A 14,556-nucleotide genomic window follows, 5' to 3' on the forward strand; every position below is an offset into this window, starting at 1 on the left:
CCAGGATCACGGCAGCCAGCAGCAATATAAAAAGGAATTTTGGTAGCGGCTATACCTTCGTATGAGTGCTCCCTGTAGCGCGCACTGGCTAGGCTAATCTTCGCGGAAACGCCGTCGGCCAGAGCGGGAATGTTTCACTTTCCACCCTCTTTCATGTGGCCTTTCCATAGCCAAGCCGCAACCGAGTATGATTTTTGACAAAAGGATGCTTGTCTATGAAAGATGCGGACGACATCACGTTGCCATATCCTTCAGAAGTTCCTCCTGACGCTCCGACGCGGCATTTAGTTTTCTTTTCCACGCCGACTGCCAAGGTACCGCCAGTGAAAAAGCAGAAATCCAGTGCCGAACAAATCACGGTGGCTGTTGTCGATGATGACGCATCCATCAGATCGTCAATGGACAATCTGCTGCGCTCTGTTGGTTATTCGGTTCGGGTCTATCCTTCGCCTCAGGCTTTTCTGTCCAGCCCGCATTTACTGGCAGTAAATTGCCTGATCCTCGATGTTCGGATGCCGGTCACGAGCGGCCTAGAACTTCAGGTCGAACTGTCGCGTGCAAAGTTTGAAATCCCCATCGTCTTTATGACCGGCCATGGCGATATTCCGATGAGCGTTCGCGCGATGAGGGCAGGTGCAGTCGACTTTCTGTCGAAACCCTTCAAAGATCAGGAAATGCTCGATGCCGTTGCCGCTGCAATCAAGGCGGACTTGCACCGTCGCGAAGTCAACGAGGAGAAAGCTAAGACGTTGTCTCGATATGATCGGCTGACCCCGCGCGAGCGGGAAGTGATGTCACTTGCGACGGCCGGCATGATGAACAAACAGATCGCTTTCGAACTTGGCCTGAGCGAGATCACGGTGAAAATCCATCGCGGCAAGGTGATGCGGAAAATGGCGGCGCGAACCTTTGCGGATCTGGTGCGATTTGCTGAAGAAGTCAAAAACATAAGGAGTTCTGAGACGCCATAGACTACTTCTCCGGCACTGAATAATGAACGTCCCGGTCATTTCTTGCAGGTGAAATGAAAAATTCATGGCGAAGGTGAATGGTTGTTGAACCCCGTGTGATCAGTGTCGTGGACGATGACAGTTCCGTGCGAGCGGCCCTGGGCAGTCTTCTGCGCTCGGATGGCTTTGATGTGCGATTGTACCCTTCTGGCGAAGACTTTCTGGCAGACAGGACGAGTGTTCCCGACTGTCTCGTGTGCGACATCAAGATGCCCGGAATGAGCGGGTGGGACTTGTGCGCTCACTTGAAGGCCTTGAATAGATGGGTCCCAACGATCTTGATCACGGCTTACCCGGATGAACGGACCCGACCGATTGGATTGGATATGCGCATTCTCGAAAAACCGTTTGACGGCAAACAACTTGTCCATGAGATCCTTTCACTCATCTCGCACTCATATTGACGACAGCGCCCGTTAATCGGCAGTTTTCAATGTCAGTTCCACGGTCACGCCATCCGGACCGTTTTTACCAAGATCCAATCTGCCTCCATGAGCTTCGATTATCGATCGGCTGACCATGAGACCGATGCCCAGGCCATGCGGTTTTGAGGAAAAGAACGGATCGAAAATCCGCTCCTGATCCGCCGAATTTATGCCTGGTCCTGTGTCTGTGAACGACAGGCAAAGTTCGTCCTCACCCTGAGGTCGGCTGGAAACTGACAAAATACGGGCGCGATTTCTGGTCGTCGACATCGCTTCGATCGCGTTGAGAATAATGTTCGTAACAACCTGCTGAAGTTGCACCGCGTTACCATGGACCGCAAGCGGATGGGATCCAAGGTCGGTTTTGATGGATACATGAGCTTCGGTGGCTTCTGACCTCAATGATTTGACAGCGTCCAGTATCGTGCGTTTGATGTTGACCCGCATGAAATCTTGCGGGGCTTTTTTGAATACGGAGCGCAATCCCTGAATGACTTCGGACGTGCGGTGACTGTCTGACGAGATTTGCCGGACTGATTGTTCTGCCTCTTCAACGTTCGGAGGGTCCTTTGCCAGCCAGTTCTGCGCTGCGTTGGCATTCACCGAAATACTCGCCAGCGGTTGCGTCAGTTCGTGGATGATGGATGCGGACATGGCCTCCATCTCGCTTACTCTTGTTTCTTTCATACGCCGCTCGGATGCGATGGCTTTTGCCAGTCGCTCATAAAGAGCCATTGTCTCGGCAATCATCAGCAACAGAAGGATGCTCGCGGAAAAAAGACCGCACAATCGGCCGGCCCACCAGCTGGCACTCAGTCGGATTCCTCCGCCCACATAGGCAAGAAGGATCGTTTCGATGATGGAGGAGCCGATCGCCACCATGAGCCAGAGGTCGAGTGTGCTGCTCTTGCGGGACAGCAAGACGAGAACGGTACAGGAGATAAGGATCGACGCAATCGGGACAGTATTCCACAATCGAGTTGTTTCGGTCGGATTCATCATGAATGTCGGCAGAAGCTCCCGCCCCGATATCGCGAACCAACTGATTGCGAACACCAAAAGAATGGCGATGGCGCAGACGGAGATTGCCAATACCGAAGGGCTGTAACGGTTCGTCTCGGTATTTATTGAAGCGTTTTTTAACAGCGCGTAGGCGAGAATGAGGATCGGAAAGCCGAGACGTCGAATTGCCGCGATGAATGCCGTCGTTTGCAAACCTACGTCGAAACGGAAATCATCGAAGATACCCGGAAAAGTCAAAGCCCAAGGCACGACCATAAGACCTGTGAAAAGATAGGCGGTGGAAAGTATCAACAACGACAGGCTTGGTTCGGTTCTGTAAAGGGTGAGAAGCAGGCTGGCGGTAAGCACTTCGACGATCAGAATGCAGGCCGCATAGGCCGGCAGTAGAGCTTTGCCGCCTTGCGTGGGCGGCTGGCTGGCACCGGCTGTTAGAAGGGCAATCGCTGCTAGGACAAAGATCGACCCGGCGGCGAGACCGATTTGCAGTCGTGAAGGTTTCTTTCGGGAGATAAGCTTGAGCTGACCGTCAGATGAAGATGAGGCTGCACCGCGCATCGTTTGTCCTCATTAATGATTTCCGCTCGAGCTGCTGAAGCATTTCCTGAAATTAGATATCTTACCGAGCCGCAAGAAAGTGTTTTCCCGCGCACTGCATCTATTGGCAGGTGCTACTGTCGATTTTTCTTGCAATATTCCGCTGTCGCGGCGCGGGTTTTCATCTTTTCCTATCCTCGCATGAGAACGATCATCGGCTTTCTGCCGAGAGTTGTCCCGAAGCCAAATCGCGCAAGCACGATTCATATCTTGGTATGATTGCCTCATACCTTTGGTAGGCTGTGACATACTGTGGCTCAGTTCCAACGCACCACGCAATCCGCCATTCTGGGCGTGAAAAATGAGGCGTGAGACGGGTTCATCCAAGCCCTCAATCCTCAGGATGAGATTGCGGCAGGGGTTCGGACGATTTTTCTCGATGAATTCGCGATTGCGGTGGGACTGGCTCGCATCTGCGCCGTGCAAAAACGTCTTGCCGAAAGGGAAACTAGCCGTTCGACAGGAGACCGAATGATGCTGCAGGCCATTCGTCGCTCGCCCAACGGCATCGCGAGTGCGAACAAACGTACTATTTCCGACCGTTAAAAGCCTCGGAGGAATACTGGGATTGATTAAAGCCGGCTTGGGAACAAAGCAATGACCGTGCATGCCTATTCTGAATCCGCCCGGTGGTACCGCGAAGGCAACTGCGGATATAAACTGCGCAAGGCGAAGTCTACAGGTGGCATTCTGGATCTGGTTGAGTTCGAGCGACCGGCCGGAGAAATGTCTCGGCCAGGCCTTCCGGATCTCGTCCTATGTCAAGACTTGAGCGGCGGCAGTCGTATCTTCGGCAATTTGGGCGGCGGAAGTTTCGATGTGGTTTACCATAAAGGCGACATTGCTGCGGCTGCGCCGAATTTCGCCCTTTCGTCCACGGTCAATATCCGCCAGCAGGTTCGCGCCGTGGCGTTTCCTGTGGCGCAGTGGCGGGAAATGCTCGACGATGCGTCCAACGGTCGGTTCTCGTTCGACCTTCCCATTTACAACGGGAAGTTCGACTCGCCGGCCATCCGATCGGGGCTCCGGACACTTTGGGCTCTTTGTGATGAGGAGGGTGCGCCATCGCGCTTGCTGGCGCGCGCTGCAGGATGTGAAATCCTCGCTGAACTCTGCCGATTGGGCGGAACGCCATTCGGGCAAGTAAAGGGCGGCCTTGCACCTTGGGCAGAACGTCGCTGCCTGGAATTGATGCGCGCCAGGCTCTCCGAAGACATCACCTTGGATGAAATCGCCGCCGAAGCACATCTCTCGCCATTTCATTTTGCGCGTATGTTCAAGCACAGCCTCGGTGTGCCGCCCCGTGTCTACCTGACGCGGTTGAGAGTAGAGAAAGCCTGTGAGCTTCTCGAACACACCGAGCTTTCCGTTACCGAGATCGCGCTTGAAGTCGGCTATTCGTCGAACCAGGTTCTTGCCCGTGTGTTCACCAAACATCAGAAAATCAGTCCAACCGACTATCGGCGCGCGGTTCGCGATCCAGGTCGCCGTATCTCGATGCTTTGACTTCTTCCCCTCGTTTTAAAATTGAATCTGTTCGTGCTTTTCCATCTCATCCTGTTTCCACGTCTCGCCGCGCTCCACGGCCCGCGCTGTCAGGTTTTCTGCATGAGGGCGTCGTGCGGTATCCCTTCGCGGACGATCGGCGCGACTTCATTACCGAGCAATTCGATGGAGCGCTTCATCGCAGCCGTTTCGAGCGAAGCCGTGCTCATTTGAAAAGTCATGCGTGAAATACCCCCAAGCGTGTCACTGGCATGGCGCATCTTGGTGGCGACCGTGGTCGGATCGCCGATCAAAAACGCTCCGTCCGGGCCCGCCATGTCATCGAACTGTTGGCGCGTCGGAGGTGTCCAGCCGCGTTCACGGCCGATCGACCCCGTCAGATGCGCCCAACCGGGATAGAAGGCATCTCTCGCTTCCTTATCCGTTTCGCCCACAAACCCCATCGCGTGCACTCCGACAGAAAGACTGTCGGGGTTGTGACCGGCTTGCAGGCCGGTTTCGCGATAAAGATCGACCAGCGGCCGGAAACGCTCGAAACTGCCTCCGATGATCGCGATCATTAGTGGAAGCCCAAGCTGGCCCGCCCGCGCGAATGACTGCGGCGTTCCGCCGACGCCGATCCGAATGGGAAGGCGCGGCTGAAGGGGGCGCGGAAAGACGCCCTGACCGGACAGAGCGGGGCGAAATCGGCCCTCCCAGGTAATATCGGTGCTCTGGCGCAGTTCCAGAAGCAGGTCCAGTTTCTCGACAAAGAGTTCGTCATAGGCGCCCGTATCCAAGCCGAACAGCGGAAACGCCTCAACGAACGAGCCTCGACCGACAACGATTTCAGCACGGCCCCTTGAGATCAGGTCCAGGGTCGCGAATTCTTGGAACACGCGGACTGGGTCGGCGGCGCTCAGCACCGTGACCGCGCTCGTCAACCGTATCCGGCTGGTGCGTGCCGCTGCGGCGGCAAGGATAATCGCGGGCGCGGAATCGAGGAACTCGGCGCGATGATGTTCGCCGATGCCGAACACGTCCAGACCGACGCGGTCGGCGGTCTCGACTTCCTCGAGAAGTGCCGCCATGCGGTCGACTGGCGACGGCGGCTTTCCCGTCGTCGGATCAGGCAGAATTGCTGCAAAGCTGTCGATGCCGATATCCATGGGCGTTCCTTTGTTCTTGCTGTTTCTTGCGGCGCGCATTGAAAGCGAGGTTTCCATGCTGCTGCCGACCTATCGCCGTGCGCTTTCCGCAGGATCGAACATCGATAGAGCGGCCATGCCCGAGGCCGCCGTCACTTCGTTCTGAAGGACGTCCCAGTGTTCGGCCAGCTTGCCGCCCTCGACCGGGAAGATGTCCACCACAATCTGCGTCTCGTCCGCCCAACCGCGAATCCGGCCATGAATGGCGACAAGGTCGCCTTCGGCGATGATCAAGCCGGGCTCGTAGTAAACAGATTTCGATAGTGTCTCGACTATACGTTGCAACGCGTCTCGGCCTTGCGGAATATTTGGATTGTGCTGGACATAGTCCTCGGAATAGAGGCGCTGCACGGCCGAGGTGTCGTGCCGCTGAAACAGCGACGTCATGGCATCCAGAACAAGCGCCTTGTTGTGCTGGGGACGGGCATCTGTTACGTGGCCGGCGGGCGCGGTAAATGCAAAGGGTCCCGTCATCCGCAGAAACTGTCCGTCGGGCAGCGTCGCGAAAGAGTGAATGACGCGTCGGTCAAAGTCTTGAATGTTCGTGACGGTCGCACCGTCGCTTTCCTGCCAGCTTACGGCAAAGATGCCGTTGCCGAGCGATGCCACTTCTATGTCGACGGTCTCGGTCCGGGCAAATGGCCCCTCCTTGATATCGAATTTCAGGTGCTCGACCGACAAGAGTGTGAGGCTCACCTTGAAGTCCGGATAGGACACGTCCAGTTCCGATCCGATCGGGAAGTGATCGATAGGCATTGATTTCTCCTTTGAGGTGACGCAGAGCCCGTCTGTATCGACTGCCGCCGCTGCCTGTGATGGGGGAAGCTTTCCGTGTAGGCGCGCAATGTTACGTGGCGGCAAGGGCAGACCAGACCATCAGCGCTCCGAAGGCCAGGAAGATGATGCCGGTCAACATGCGCCCGCGCCGCGCATGTTCCGGCTTGCGAAGCAGTCGGACAAAGTGCCGGGCCCCGATCGCATAGCCACCGAGAATGACGAATTTGACGGCGACGAAGGTCGAAACCAGAAGAGCAAGGATCACCGGCCCGCTATCTGCCGGTAGGAACTGCGGAAACAACGCGGCAAAGAACAAAACGGCCTTCGGGTTGCTGATGCCCACGCCGAAGGAGTGAAGCCAAAGCATCCATCCACCCTTCCCGTCGATTGCCGCATCCGGCGAGCGAGCCGGCTGTGGCGAGGGGGCGCGCAGAAAGGTCCAACCGAGCCAGATGATATAGAAAGCGCCCACGAGACGCAGAACAAGGAAGGCCGTGGGATAGGTCTGGAGCAACGTACCCAACCCGATGATCGAAAGAGTGGCCAGCAGTGCGATGGCAAGCAGATCGCCGCTTAGCGCCCCCAAGGCGCGTCGCCACCCGTGGGCCACAGCGTTGTTCACGATAAACAAGGTGGAGGGTCCGGGCGTCGCCGTCTGGACCGCGCTGACGATCACGAATGTTAGGTAGGCTGAAAATTCCATGAGAGAGCTCGCCATTGATCAAGCGCGCCGCTCTAGGTTGTCCTGCGCGAACTTCTCGTCGTTCATCGGACTGTCCCCGGAGGCGGTGTTTCAAGTGAGGTGGCGGATGACGAAGCTCGATCCGTGGTCAGCTTCTTCGCGATCAGGTTCAGGATCTTCATCATCCGACGCCCGTGTCAGGCCGCGACCCCCGGTACCGGCGTGTTGAGCAACTGCTGCTCCCACAGATAGGCGATGGCGCTGCCGCCGAGGTGATCCCTGAGGGCATCGTTGAGCGCGGTCGCCGTCTCGGCCCGCGCCCAGTCGCGCTGCCATTCCGACGCAAGCGCCAGCCAGGTCATCATGTTGATGCCGCCCGCGATCATGCGCTGGATCGCGACCTCGTGCGCCTCGACCGAGGTGCCACCGGACGCGTCGGTGATCACCGTCACGTCCCAGCCTTCACCGGCGGCCTGCAGCGCGGGCATCGCCACGCAGATCTCTGTCCAGAGACCTGCTATGATCAACTGCTTTCGGCCGGTCGCTTTGACGGCATCCACCACCTTGGGATCCTCCCAGGTATTGATCGTCGTGCGATCGATGACGTCCTGGTCGGGAAAGACTTCGGTGACATGCGGAAAGATGTCGCCGCCGCGGGCGGCGATCACGCTGGTCAGGATCGTGGGCACGCCGAACACCTTGGCCGCCTTGGCCAGGGCGGTCGTGTTGTTCACGACCATGTGCGGATCGTGGCTGTTGAGGTTGGCGAGTTGGTAGGGCTGATGGTCGATCAGAACGAGAACCGAATCTTCGGGACGAAGAAGCGAATCGAGGCCGTTGCGGAACTGCATGTTTTTTCCTTTTCCGTCGAAAAGTGGAGGATCTGGGTAGGTGAAACCTAGCGAAAGTCTCTGGACCTTGCGGCTCTGAAACTGCTGCGTTGGTGCCGGTTTTGCTGTCTTTGCCGCGCCCGTCTCATCTGACCAGATTTCTTGGCCACAAACTTGCGGACGGGCCAGAACCATGCAGAGGGCCCATTCATCCGGCCAACCAGCTTTTCGTCCTATTTTCGGATGCACCAGGTTCGTGCCCCCAGGCAAGGTGCGTGCTTCGCGGGTAGCCTTTGTGCTTCGTGTCCCGCTGCATTGCGAAAATCCTAAGCAGCCAGAAAACCCGCAAGATCGGTGTCTGCGGAGCAATCCTTGCGTCGCATGTTTCGACAGCGCTGGCTAGGTTTCGGGGGGCCGATCGGTTCTTGCAGCCAAGCGCCGAACAAGCAACTCGGAGACCAGCGATGACCCCAGGCAGCCGACCATTTCTGCCCTGCAACACCCGGCGCATTCGGCTCGCCTATGCGCGCGCTGCGACTGTGACGCTGACGGAGCCGCTTCCGCAACGTGCGCCGGCTTCGTTCCCACCCGACTTTGGGACACCAATCCACACGGAACTTTTCTCTTTGGATGGACTACGCCCTTTCGGTTCACTTCCTGGGAAAAGGTACGGAGAACGGGGATGAAGGTTTTCATTATCGGAATGGCGGGCGGCGTCGGTCGCCGCGTCGCACGCGCGCTGGCCGCACGTAAAGATGATGCGTCCGGTCTCGTGCGGCGACCGGAACAGATCGACGCGTTGACCGGCCAAGGTGTGTCCGCCAGTCTGGGCGACATCCTCGCGATGTCGGTCGAGGAGCTGGCCGAGGCGATGCGCGGGTCCGATGCCGTCGTGTTCACCGCGGGAGCCGGCGGCAGTGGCCGAGAGGCCACGACCGCGATCGACGGCGACGGGCCGGGCAAGCTGGCGCAGGCGGCGGCGCTTGCAGATATCCAGCGGTTCCTGCTGGTGTCTGTCTTCCCCGAAGCCTGGCGCGAACGCCACATGAACGACGATTTCGAACATTACATCCAAGAGAAGAAGCGGGCGGAAATCGCGCTTGTGGCCTCGGATCTCGACTGGGTCATCCTGCGCCCCTCGGCCCTGAGCGACGATCCCGGCACCGGACAGGTCGACCTGGGACTGGTCAAAATCCACCGGGAAATCACGCGAGATGACGTGGCTGCCACCATCGTGGAATTGCTGCATGCGCCCGAGATCAGCTGTGCCATTCTGGAGGTGACAGGCGGCGCGGTGGCCATTGAGGCCGCGGTCGCGGCGATGAAGCCTCGCATTTCCTGAGTATTCCGCCGGAAAATAATCCAACGCGTCAGATGGCGCGCGATCCAGTCTCGATCTCAGTCTTAACCGAGCGCCCGATTCAACCCAACCCAAGGAGAATCCGATGACCGACCCGAACCCTGCGCTGAAGACGCCCACGGACCTTGGTCGCAATGATGCGAAAACCGTTGCAGGGGCGTTGAACGCCATCCTCGCCGACACTTTCGCGTTGTACCTCAAGACCAAGAATTTTCACTGGCACATGTCCGGTCCGCATTTTCGCGACTATCACCTGCTGCTCGACGATCAGGCGGCGCAGATTCTGGCGTCCACAGACATGATCGCCGAACGGGTCCGCAAGACCGGCAACACCACGCTTCGGTCGATCGGCGACATCGCGCGGATGCAGACCATTGCAGACAATGACGCGGCGTTCGTGTCGAGCGAAGACATGCTGGCGGAATTGCGAGAGGACAACCTGAAGTTGGTCGAGGCCCTGCGCGAGGCAAAGGAAATTGTGGATGAAGCGAAAGACAACGCAACGAGCGGGACGATCGACGATTGGACGGATCAGGCCGAGCAGCGCGCATGGTTTCTGTTCGAGACCAGCCGAACCGGCTGACGGGATGCTTGGCGGTTCCCTGACGCAGGACGGATATAAAGTATTCACGGCGTAGGTGGCCGTGCGTTCGAACCTGCGTTTCCGGGCTGCTGACCGCGGCGAAGCCGAAGCTCTGCCGCGGTCGACGGGCGCTTGGTCGATTTGACGCGAAGTCAATCAACCGGCCGTTTGGCGCTCTGCAAGCGCCTCGATAAGCCGCACGGCTGCCTCGGCCGAAGAGGCCGGGTTCTGTCCGGTGATCAGCAGACCGTCCCGTACCACGAACGAGGCCCAGTCAGGGCCGTTCACGAACGCGCCGCCCTTGGCTTTCAGCGTGTCCTCGACCAGGTAGGGAACAACCTCGGTCAGGCCCACACCGGCCTCTTCCGAATTGGTAAAGCCCGTGACGTCGCGGCCTTCGACCAGCGGTCGACCGTCACTGCCCTTGACGTCGCGCAGCACGCCGGGAGCGTGACAGACCAGCGCAAAGGGCTTGCCCGCCGCGTGGAATGCCTCGATCAGCGCCACCGAATCCGCGTCTTCGGTCAGATCCCAGAGCGGGCCATGGCCACCGGGATAGAACACGGTGTCATAGTCGCCTTCGTTCACGTCGGCGAGCTTCACCGTCGCGGCAAGCGCCGCGTTGGCTTCGGCATCGGCCTCGAAGCGGCGGGTGTGGTCCGTCTGGAAATCGGGCGAATTGCTGACCGGATCCAGGGGCGGCCGTCCGCCCTTGGGAGACGCCAGGGTGATTTCGGCGCCCTCGTCCTTGAAGGTATAATAAGGCGCGGCAAGCTCCTCGAGCCAGAAGCCGGTCTTGCGGCCGGTGTCGCCGAGTTCGTCATGCGACGTCAGTATCATCAGAACTTTCATGTCTCTTTTCCTTTTCTGTCGTTTGCTTCGGTTGTGGGGAGTAGCCCCGGTGTTGCCCCGCATCGCGGGTAGAGGTCGGTCAGCCCTGCCATTCCGCAAATGCTATATTAGACCAGTCGTATACATACTAGGCACAAACCATAGCGTTCATGCGGCTCCGGACCGTTGTTCAGCCCAGCGTCTTCCGTGTCTCTTTCATCGCAACCAACAGCGGCGTATCATCCCGGGTGATCTTGGCCAGAAGGCTCGCCCCCAGCCAGGACTGATACAGGCTCGTCGCAACGTCGCGCGGCTGGCCGGCGATGTTGACCGACCCGTCCCTGGTCCCAGCCTCGATCATCTCCGCGATCCGTCCCGTGATCCGCCCGGTGCCGTTTAAGAGGACCCCTCGCATCTGTTCGGACATATCCGAAACCTCCGCTGCCAGCTTGACGACAAGACACTTGCTTTGCGGGTCATCCGCCGTCTGGGTGATCAACCAACGCGTCCAGTACGCCAGAATCTTCTCCGCCCCCGTCAGGTCGTCCCGCGAAATGATTTCGTCCATACCGGCAAGGTAGGCGTCAAAATACCTTTCCAGCAGCGCCTTTCCAAAATCCTCCTTTGATCCGAAATAATGATAGAAAGACCCCTTCGGGACATCCGACGCCGTCAGAATCTCGTTCAGGCCTACGCCCGAGAAACCCTTCGCGCTCAAGATGGTCTGGGCGGTCGCGAGGATATGTTCCCTGACGCTTGTGTTATGTCGATCATCTTTCATGAAGCGCATATAGGGAAGACTAGACCAGTCGTCTAGTGCTGGGATGAAATAAGTCTTCTACTTCCAAATTCCGGCATGAAATCTTCGCAGATACCTGAACTATCACCTGCCGGTAAGGAGCCGAACTGTTCCATGTGGGACACGATGGATCCGGTTTCTCGCGGGGGTCGACGCTCGAATTCATGACCGGCACGCATACCGGGGCATGGCTGATGTCGAACGGATCGTGTCGCTGGTATGCGCCGTGAGAATAAAGTGCCCAAAAGCTAATATTGGACGAATAGATTTTGCGACCATATCGTGAACCACATCGCGCGCTCTGCGCGGCCATATATATAACAGAATGCATCAGATTGCGTCCAACAAGGGAATAAACATATGCCAACTTTCTTCCCACATCGATTCAGTTGCACTGCGGCGGTGGTCGCGGCCGCAGTTCTTGCACCCGTGGCCGGGTTTGCGCAGGTTTTCGACCTGTCCGGCCTCGAAGCCGTGCCCGAACTGTCCGACCGCGTGCCGGAAAAGATCGCCACACGCGGCGTCCTGGTTGGCGGTTCCGACAACGCCTATGCGCCTTGGGAATTCCTGGCAGGCGATGACGGCCAGACCCCGCAGGGGATCGACGTCGATGTCGGTCGGGCAATCGCGAAAGCACTCGGGCTCGAGTACGAATCGCGCACCGCGCCCTTCCCCTCGATTCTGCCCGCCCTCGGGTCGAAATACGATATCGGCCTGAATGCTTTTTCGATCACGAACGAGCGCATGAAGGTGGTGAACTTCGTCTCCTACTCGGACACCCAGGGGCTGTGGGTGATCCGGGCCGGAAACCCGACCGGGTTCGATCCGGCGGAGTATTGCGGCGCCAAGGTCGCCATCATGTCGGGCACCTACTACGAGAAGCACCTGGATCTCGACAACCAGGCCTGCCTGGACGCGGGCAAGCCGGCGATCACAAAGCTGCCGTTTTCGGTGCAGACAGAGGCGATCACCCGTGTCGCCGCAGGCGGCGCCGATGCCACCGCGACAGGAGGCGGCACCGCAGCCTACGCCGTGAAGCAGAGCGAGGGCAGGCTGGAAAACCTCGAACCCGTCGAGCCGATGGGAAAGCGCGGCCTGAACGGTATCGCCGTGGCCAAGGACGACATGGAACTGACGCAGTTGATTGCGGACACGCTGAACCATCTGATCGACGAAGGCGTCTATGCGGATATCTACGAATTCTGGGGCGTGGCGCACTTCCTTGTCGACGAGTCGGTGATCAACCCGGAAGTGTCGAACTGATATGGCTTCCGTGACGACAGCCATGGCGTCGCCAAGCGATGAGGCTCCCCGAGACGAGAAACAACAGGTGCGGCTGAACGAAGTGGTGCCGCGCCGCCACCCGGGACGCTGGGTTGCAGCCGCCCTGTTGGCGATTGTGGTCATGCAGATCGCGCACGGCGTCATCGTCAACCCGAACTTTCACTGGAGCGTTTTCTGGCAGTATCTCTTTGCGCCGACGGTTATCGCTGGCGTGGGCTGGACGCTGGCGCTGACCGTGATCGCCATGCTGGTCGCGATCGTCTGTGCCGGCATCCTCGTGCTCATGCGGGACAGCGACAACCCGATCCTGCGGACGGTCTCGTGGCTGTGGATCTGGTTCTTCCGCGGCACACCGCTCTACACGCAACTTCTGTTCTGGGGCCTGTTCGCGGTCTTGTTTCCGCGCCTGTCGATCTCTGTTCCGTTCGGACCTGAAATACTCGGCGTCCCGACCGATTGGGTGGTGACGGCCGGCGTGGCCGCGATCCTGGGCCTGGGGCTGTGTGAAAGCGCTTACCTGGCCGAGATCTTTCGCGCGGGCTTCAAGGCCATCGATCGGGGCCAGACCGAAGCCGCACAGGCCATCGGGATGTCGAGGGGACGCATATGGTGGCGTATCCTTCTGCCGCAAGCGTTGCGAACGATCATTCCGCCGACGGGAAACGAGACGATCGGCATGTTGAAGGGGACCGCGCTCGTCCTCGCCGTGCCGTTCACGCTGGACCTGATGTTCGCCACCAGCGCGATCGCGAACCGGATCTATCTTCCTGTGCCGATGCTGATGGTCGCGGCATTCTGGTACCTGGTCGTCACCTCGGTGATGATGGTCGGCCAGTTCTACCTGGAACGACATTTCGGAAAGGGGCAGGACTATGTCCGGACACGCCATACCTGACCGGACCCCGGCCGTGGCCCTTGAGGACGTTCACAAGTTCTTCGGCAATTTCCACGCGCTGCGCGGTATCGACCTGACCATCGCCAGAGGGGAAGTCTGTGTTGCGATCGGCCCATCCGGATCGGGCAAGTCGACCCTTCTGCGGTGTATCAACCAGATCGAGGAAATCTCGGCCGGGCGCGTCAGGATCGGTGGCACGCTGCAGGGCTACGTCGAGCGGAACGGTCGTCTTCACGCGCTGTCACCGCGCGAAATCGACCGGCAACGGCGGCTGACCGGGATGGTGTTCCAGCGGTTCAATCTGTTTCCACACATGACCGCGCTTGGAAATGTCATCGAAGGGCCCGTGCACGTAAAGCGCATGCCCAAGGCGAAGGCGCGAAGCCTCGGTCGGGACCTGCTTGCGCGGGTCGGACTGGCTGATCTTGCTGACAGGTATCCCAACCAGCTTTCCGGTGGGCAGCAGCAGCGCGTCGCGATCGCGCGGGCCCTGGCGATGGAGCCGGAAGTGATGCTCTTCGACGAACCGACTTCGGCGCTCGATCCGGAACTGGTCGGGGAGGTTCTCGATGTGATCAAGGATCTCGTGGCGTCGGGAATGACGATGATGTTGGTTACGCACGAGATCGGCTTTGCCCGCGAAGTCGGCGACCACCTTGTCTTCATGGATCACGGAACCATCGTGGAAGAGGGACGGCCGAAGGAGATGCTCGAGGCACCGAAGAGCACGCGAACCCAAGCCTTTCTGTCAAAGGTTCTCTAACGATGGT

General features: G+C 58.8%; 15 protein-coding genes. 8 read left to right on the forward strand and 7 right to left on the reverse strand.

Annotation, left to right across the window (positions count from 1 at the left end):
- Positions 1–215: 215 nt before the first annotated feature.
- On the forward strand, positions 216–971 hold the full coding sequence (locus tag ACSQ76_RS18730) for a response regulator transcription factor (protein ID WP_437157741.1): 756 nt from the start codon (positions 216–218) through the stop codon (positions 969–971).
- Between the two features lie 77 nt (positions 972–1,048).
- Entirely contained in the window at positions 1,049–1,414 is a 366-nt protein-coding gene (locus ACSQ76_RS18735; RefSeq protein ID WP_437157742.1) for a response regulator transcription factor, read from the forward strand.
- 12 nt (positions 1,415–1,426) lie between these two features.
- Here the strand turns inward: ACSQ76_RS18735 and ACSQ76_RS18740 are convergent, their stop codons facing one another.
- A complete protein-coding gene (locus ACSQ76_RS18740; protein ID WP_437157743.1) occupies positions 1,427–3,013 on the reverse strand; it encodes a sensor histidine kinase in 1,587 nt (528 codons plus the stop codon).
- Positions 3,014–3,649: 636 nt separating this feature from the next.
- On the opposite strand from ACSQ76_RS18740, the gene ACSQ76_RS18745 reads away from it, so the two are divergent.
- The gene (locus ACSQ76_RS18745) at positions 3,650–4,558 is read left to right on the forward strand and encodes a helix-turn-helix domain-containing protein (RefSeq protein WP_437157744.1); all 909 of its coding nucleotides are present in this window, start codon (positions 3,650–3,652) and stop codon (positions 4,556–4,558) included.
- An 89-nt stretch (positions 4,559–4,647) separates the two neighbouring features.
- Here the strand turns inward: ACSQ76_RS18745 and ACSQ76_RS18750 are convergent, their stop codons facing one another.
- From ACSQ76_RS18750 to ACSQ76_RS18765, 4 genes are all read right to left on the reverse strand, one after another.
- Positions 4,648–5,706 carry an Atu2307/SP_0267 family LLM class monooxygenase gene (locus ACSQ76_RS18750; protein WP_437157745.1) on the reverse strand — a complete coding sequence of 353 codons (1,059 nt, stop codon included), beginning with the start codon at positions 5,704–5,706 and terminating at the stop codon, positions 4,648–4,650.
- Between the two features lie 69 nt (positions 5,707–5,775).
- Positions 5,776–6,501 carry a nuclear transport factor 2 family protein gene (locus ACSQ76_RS18755; RefSeq protein WP_437157746.1) on the reverse strand — a complete coding sequence of 242 codons (726 nt, stop codon included), beginning with the start codon at positions 6,499–6,501 and terminating at the stop codon, positions 5,776–5,778.
- A 91-nt stretch (positions 6,502–6,592) separates the two neighbouring features.
- Positions 6,593–7,225, reverse strand: coding sequence for a LysE family translocator (locus ACSQ76_RS18760; protein WP_437157747.1), 633 nt, complete (start codon positions 7,223–7,225; stop codon positions 6,593–6,595).
- A 176-nt stretch (positions 7,226–7,401) separates the two neighbouring features.
- Positions 7,402–8,055, reverse strand: a complete 654-nt coding sequence (locus tag ACSQ76_RS18765) for a hydrolase (protein ID WP_437157748.1) — start codon at positions 8,053–8,055, stop codon at positions 7,402–7,404.
- A gap of 661 nt (positions 8,056–8,716) precedes the next feature.
- On the opposite strand from ACSQ76_RS18765, the gene ACSQ76_RS18770 reads away from it, so the two are divergent.
- Positions 8,717–9,376 carry an NAD(P)H-binding protein gene (locus tag ACSQ76_RS18770; protein WP_437157749.1) on the forward strand — a complete coding sequence of 220 codons (660 nt, stop codon included), beginning with the start codon at positions 8,717–8,719 and terminating at the stop codon, positions 9,374–9,376.
- 103 nt (positions 9,377–9,479) lie between these two features.
- A complete protein-coding gene (locus tag ACSQ76_RS18775; protein ID WP_437157750.1) occupies positions 9,480–9,977 on the forward strand; it encodes a Dps family protein in 498 nt (165 codons plus the stop codon).
- A 156-nt stretch (positions 9,978–10,133) separates the two neighbouring features.
- Here the strand turns inward: ACSQ76_RS18775 and ACSQ76_RS18780 are convergent, their stop codons facing one another.
- Together ACSQ76_RS18780 and ACSQ76_RS18785 are read right to left on the reverse strand one after the other, a co-directional pair.
- Positions 10,134–10,829 (reverse strand): type 1 glutamine amidotransferase domain-containing protein, encoded by a 696-nt coding sequence (locus ACSQ76_RS18780; RefSeq protein ID WP_437157751.1) that lies wholly within the window; start codon positions 10,827–10,829, stop codon positions 10,134–10,136.
- Between the two features lie 169 nt (positions 10,830–10,998).
- Complete coding sequence (locus tag ACSQ76_RS18785) at positions 10,999–11,598, reverse strand: TetR/AcrR family transcriptional regulator (RefSeq protein WP_437157752.1); 600 nt, start codon at positions 11,596–11,598, stop codon at positions 10,999–11,001.
- A 369-nt stretch (positions 11,599–11,967) separates the two neighbouring features.
- Between ACSQ76_RS18785 and ACSQ76_RS18790 the strand changes: the two genes are divergently transcribed.
- The 3 genes from ACSQ76_RS18790 to ACSQ76_RS18800 are packed head-to-tail and all read left to right on the forward strand — an operon-like array spanning position 11,968 to position 14,549.
- Entirely contained in the window at positions 11,968–12,870 is a 903-nt protein-coding gene (locus tag ACSQ76_RS18790; protein ID WP_437157753.1) for a transporter substrate-binding domain-containing protein, read from the forward strand.
- A 22-nt stretch (positions 12,871–12,892) separates the two neighbouring features.
- The gene (locus ACSQ76_RS18795; RefSeq protein WP_437157754.1) at positions 12,893–13,786 is read left to right on the forward strand and encodes an amino acid ABC transporter permease; all 894 of its coding nucleotides are present in this window, start codon (positions 12,893–12,895) and stop codon (positions 13,784–13,786) included.
- Complete coding sequence (locus tag ACSQ76_RS18800) at positions 13,764–14,549, forward strand: amino acid ABC transporter ATP-binding protein (protein WP_437157755.1); 786 nt, start codon at positions 13,764–13,766, stop codon at positions 14,547–14,549. The genes ACSQ76_RS18795 and ACSQ76_RS18800 overlap by 23 nt, the downstream gene beginning before the upstream one ends.
- Positions 14,550–14,556: the final 7 nt, after the last annotated feature.

Origin of the sequence: Roseovarius sp. B08, assembly GCF_051417955.1 — a bacterium.
In the GTDB taxonomy this organism is placed as follows: Bacteria; Pseudomonadota; Alphaproteobacteria; order Rhodobacterales; family Rhodobacteraceae; genus Roseovarius.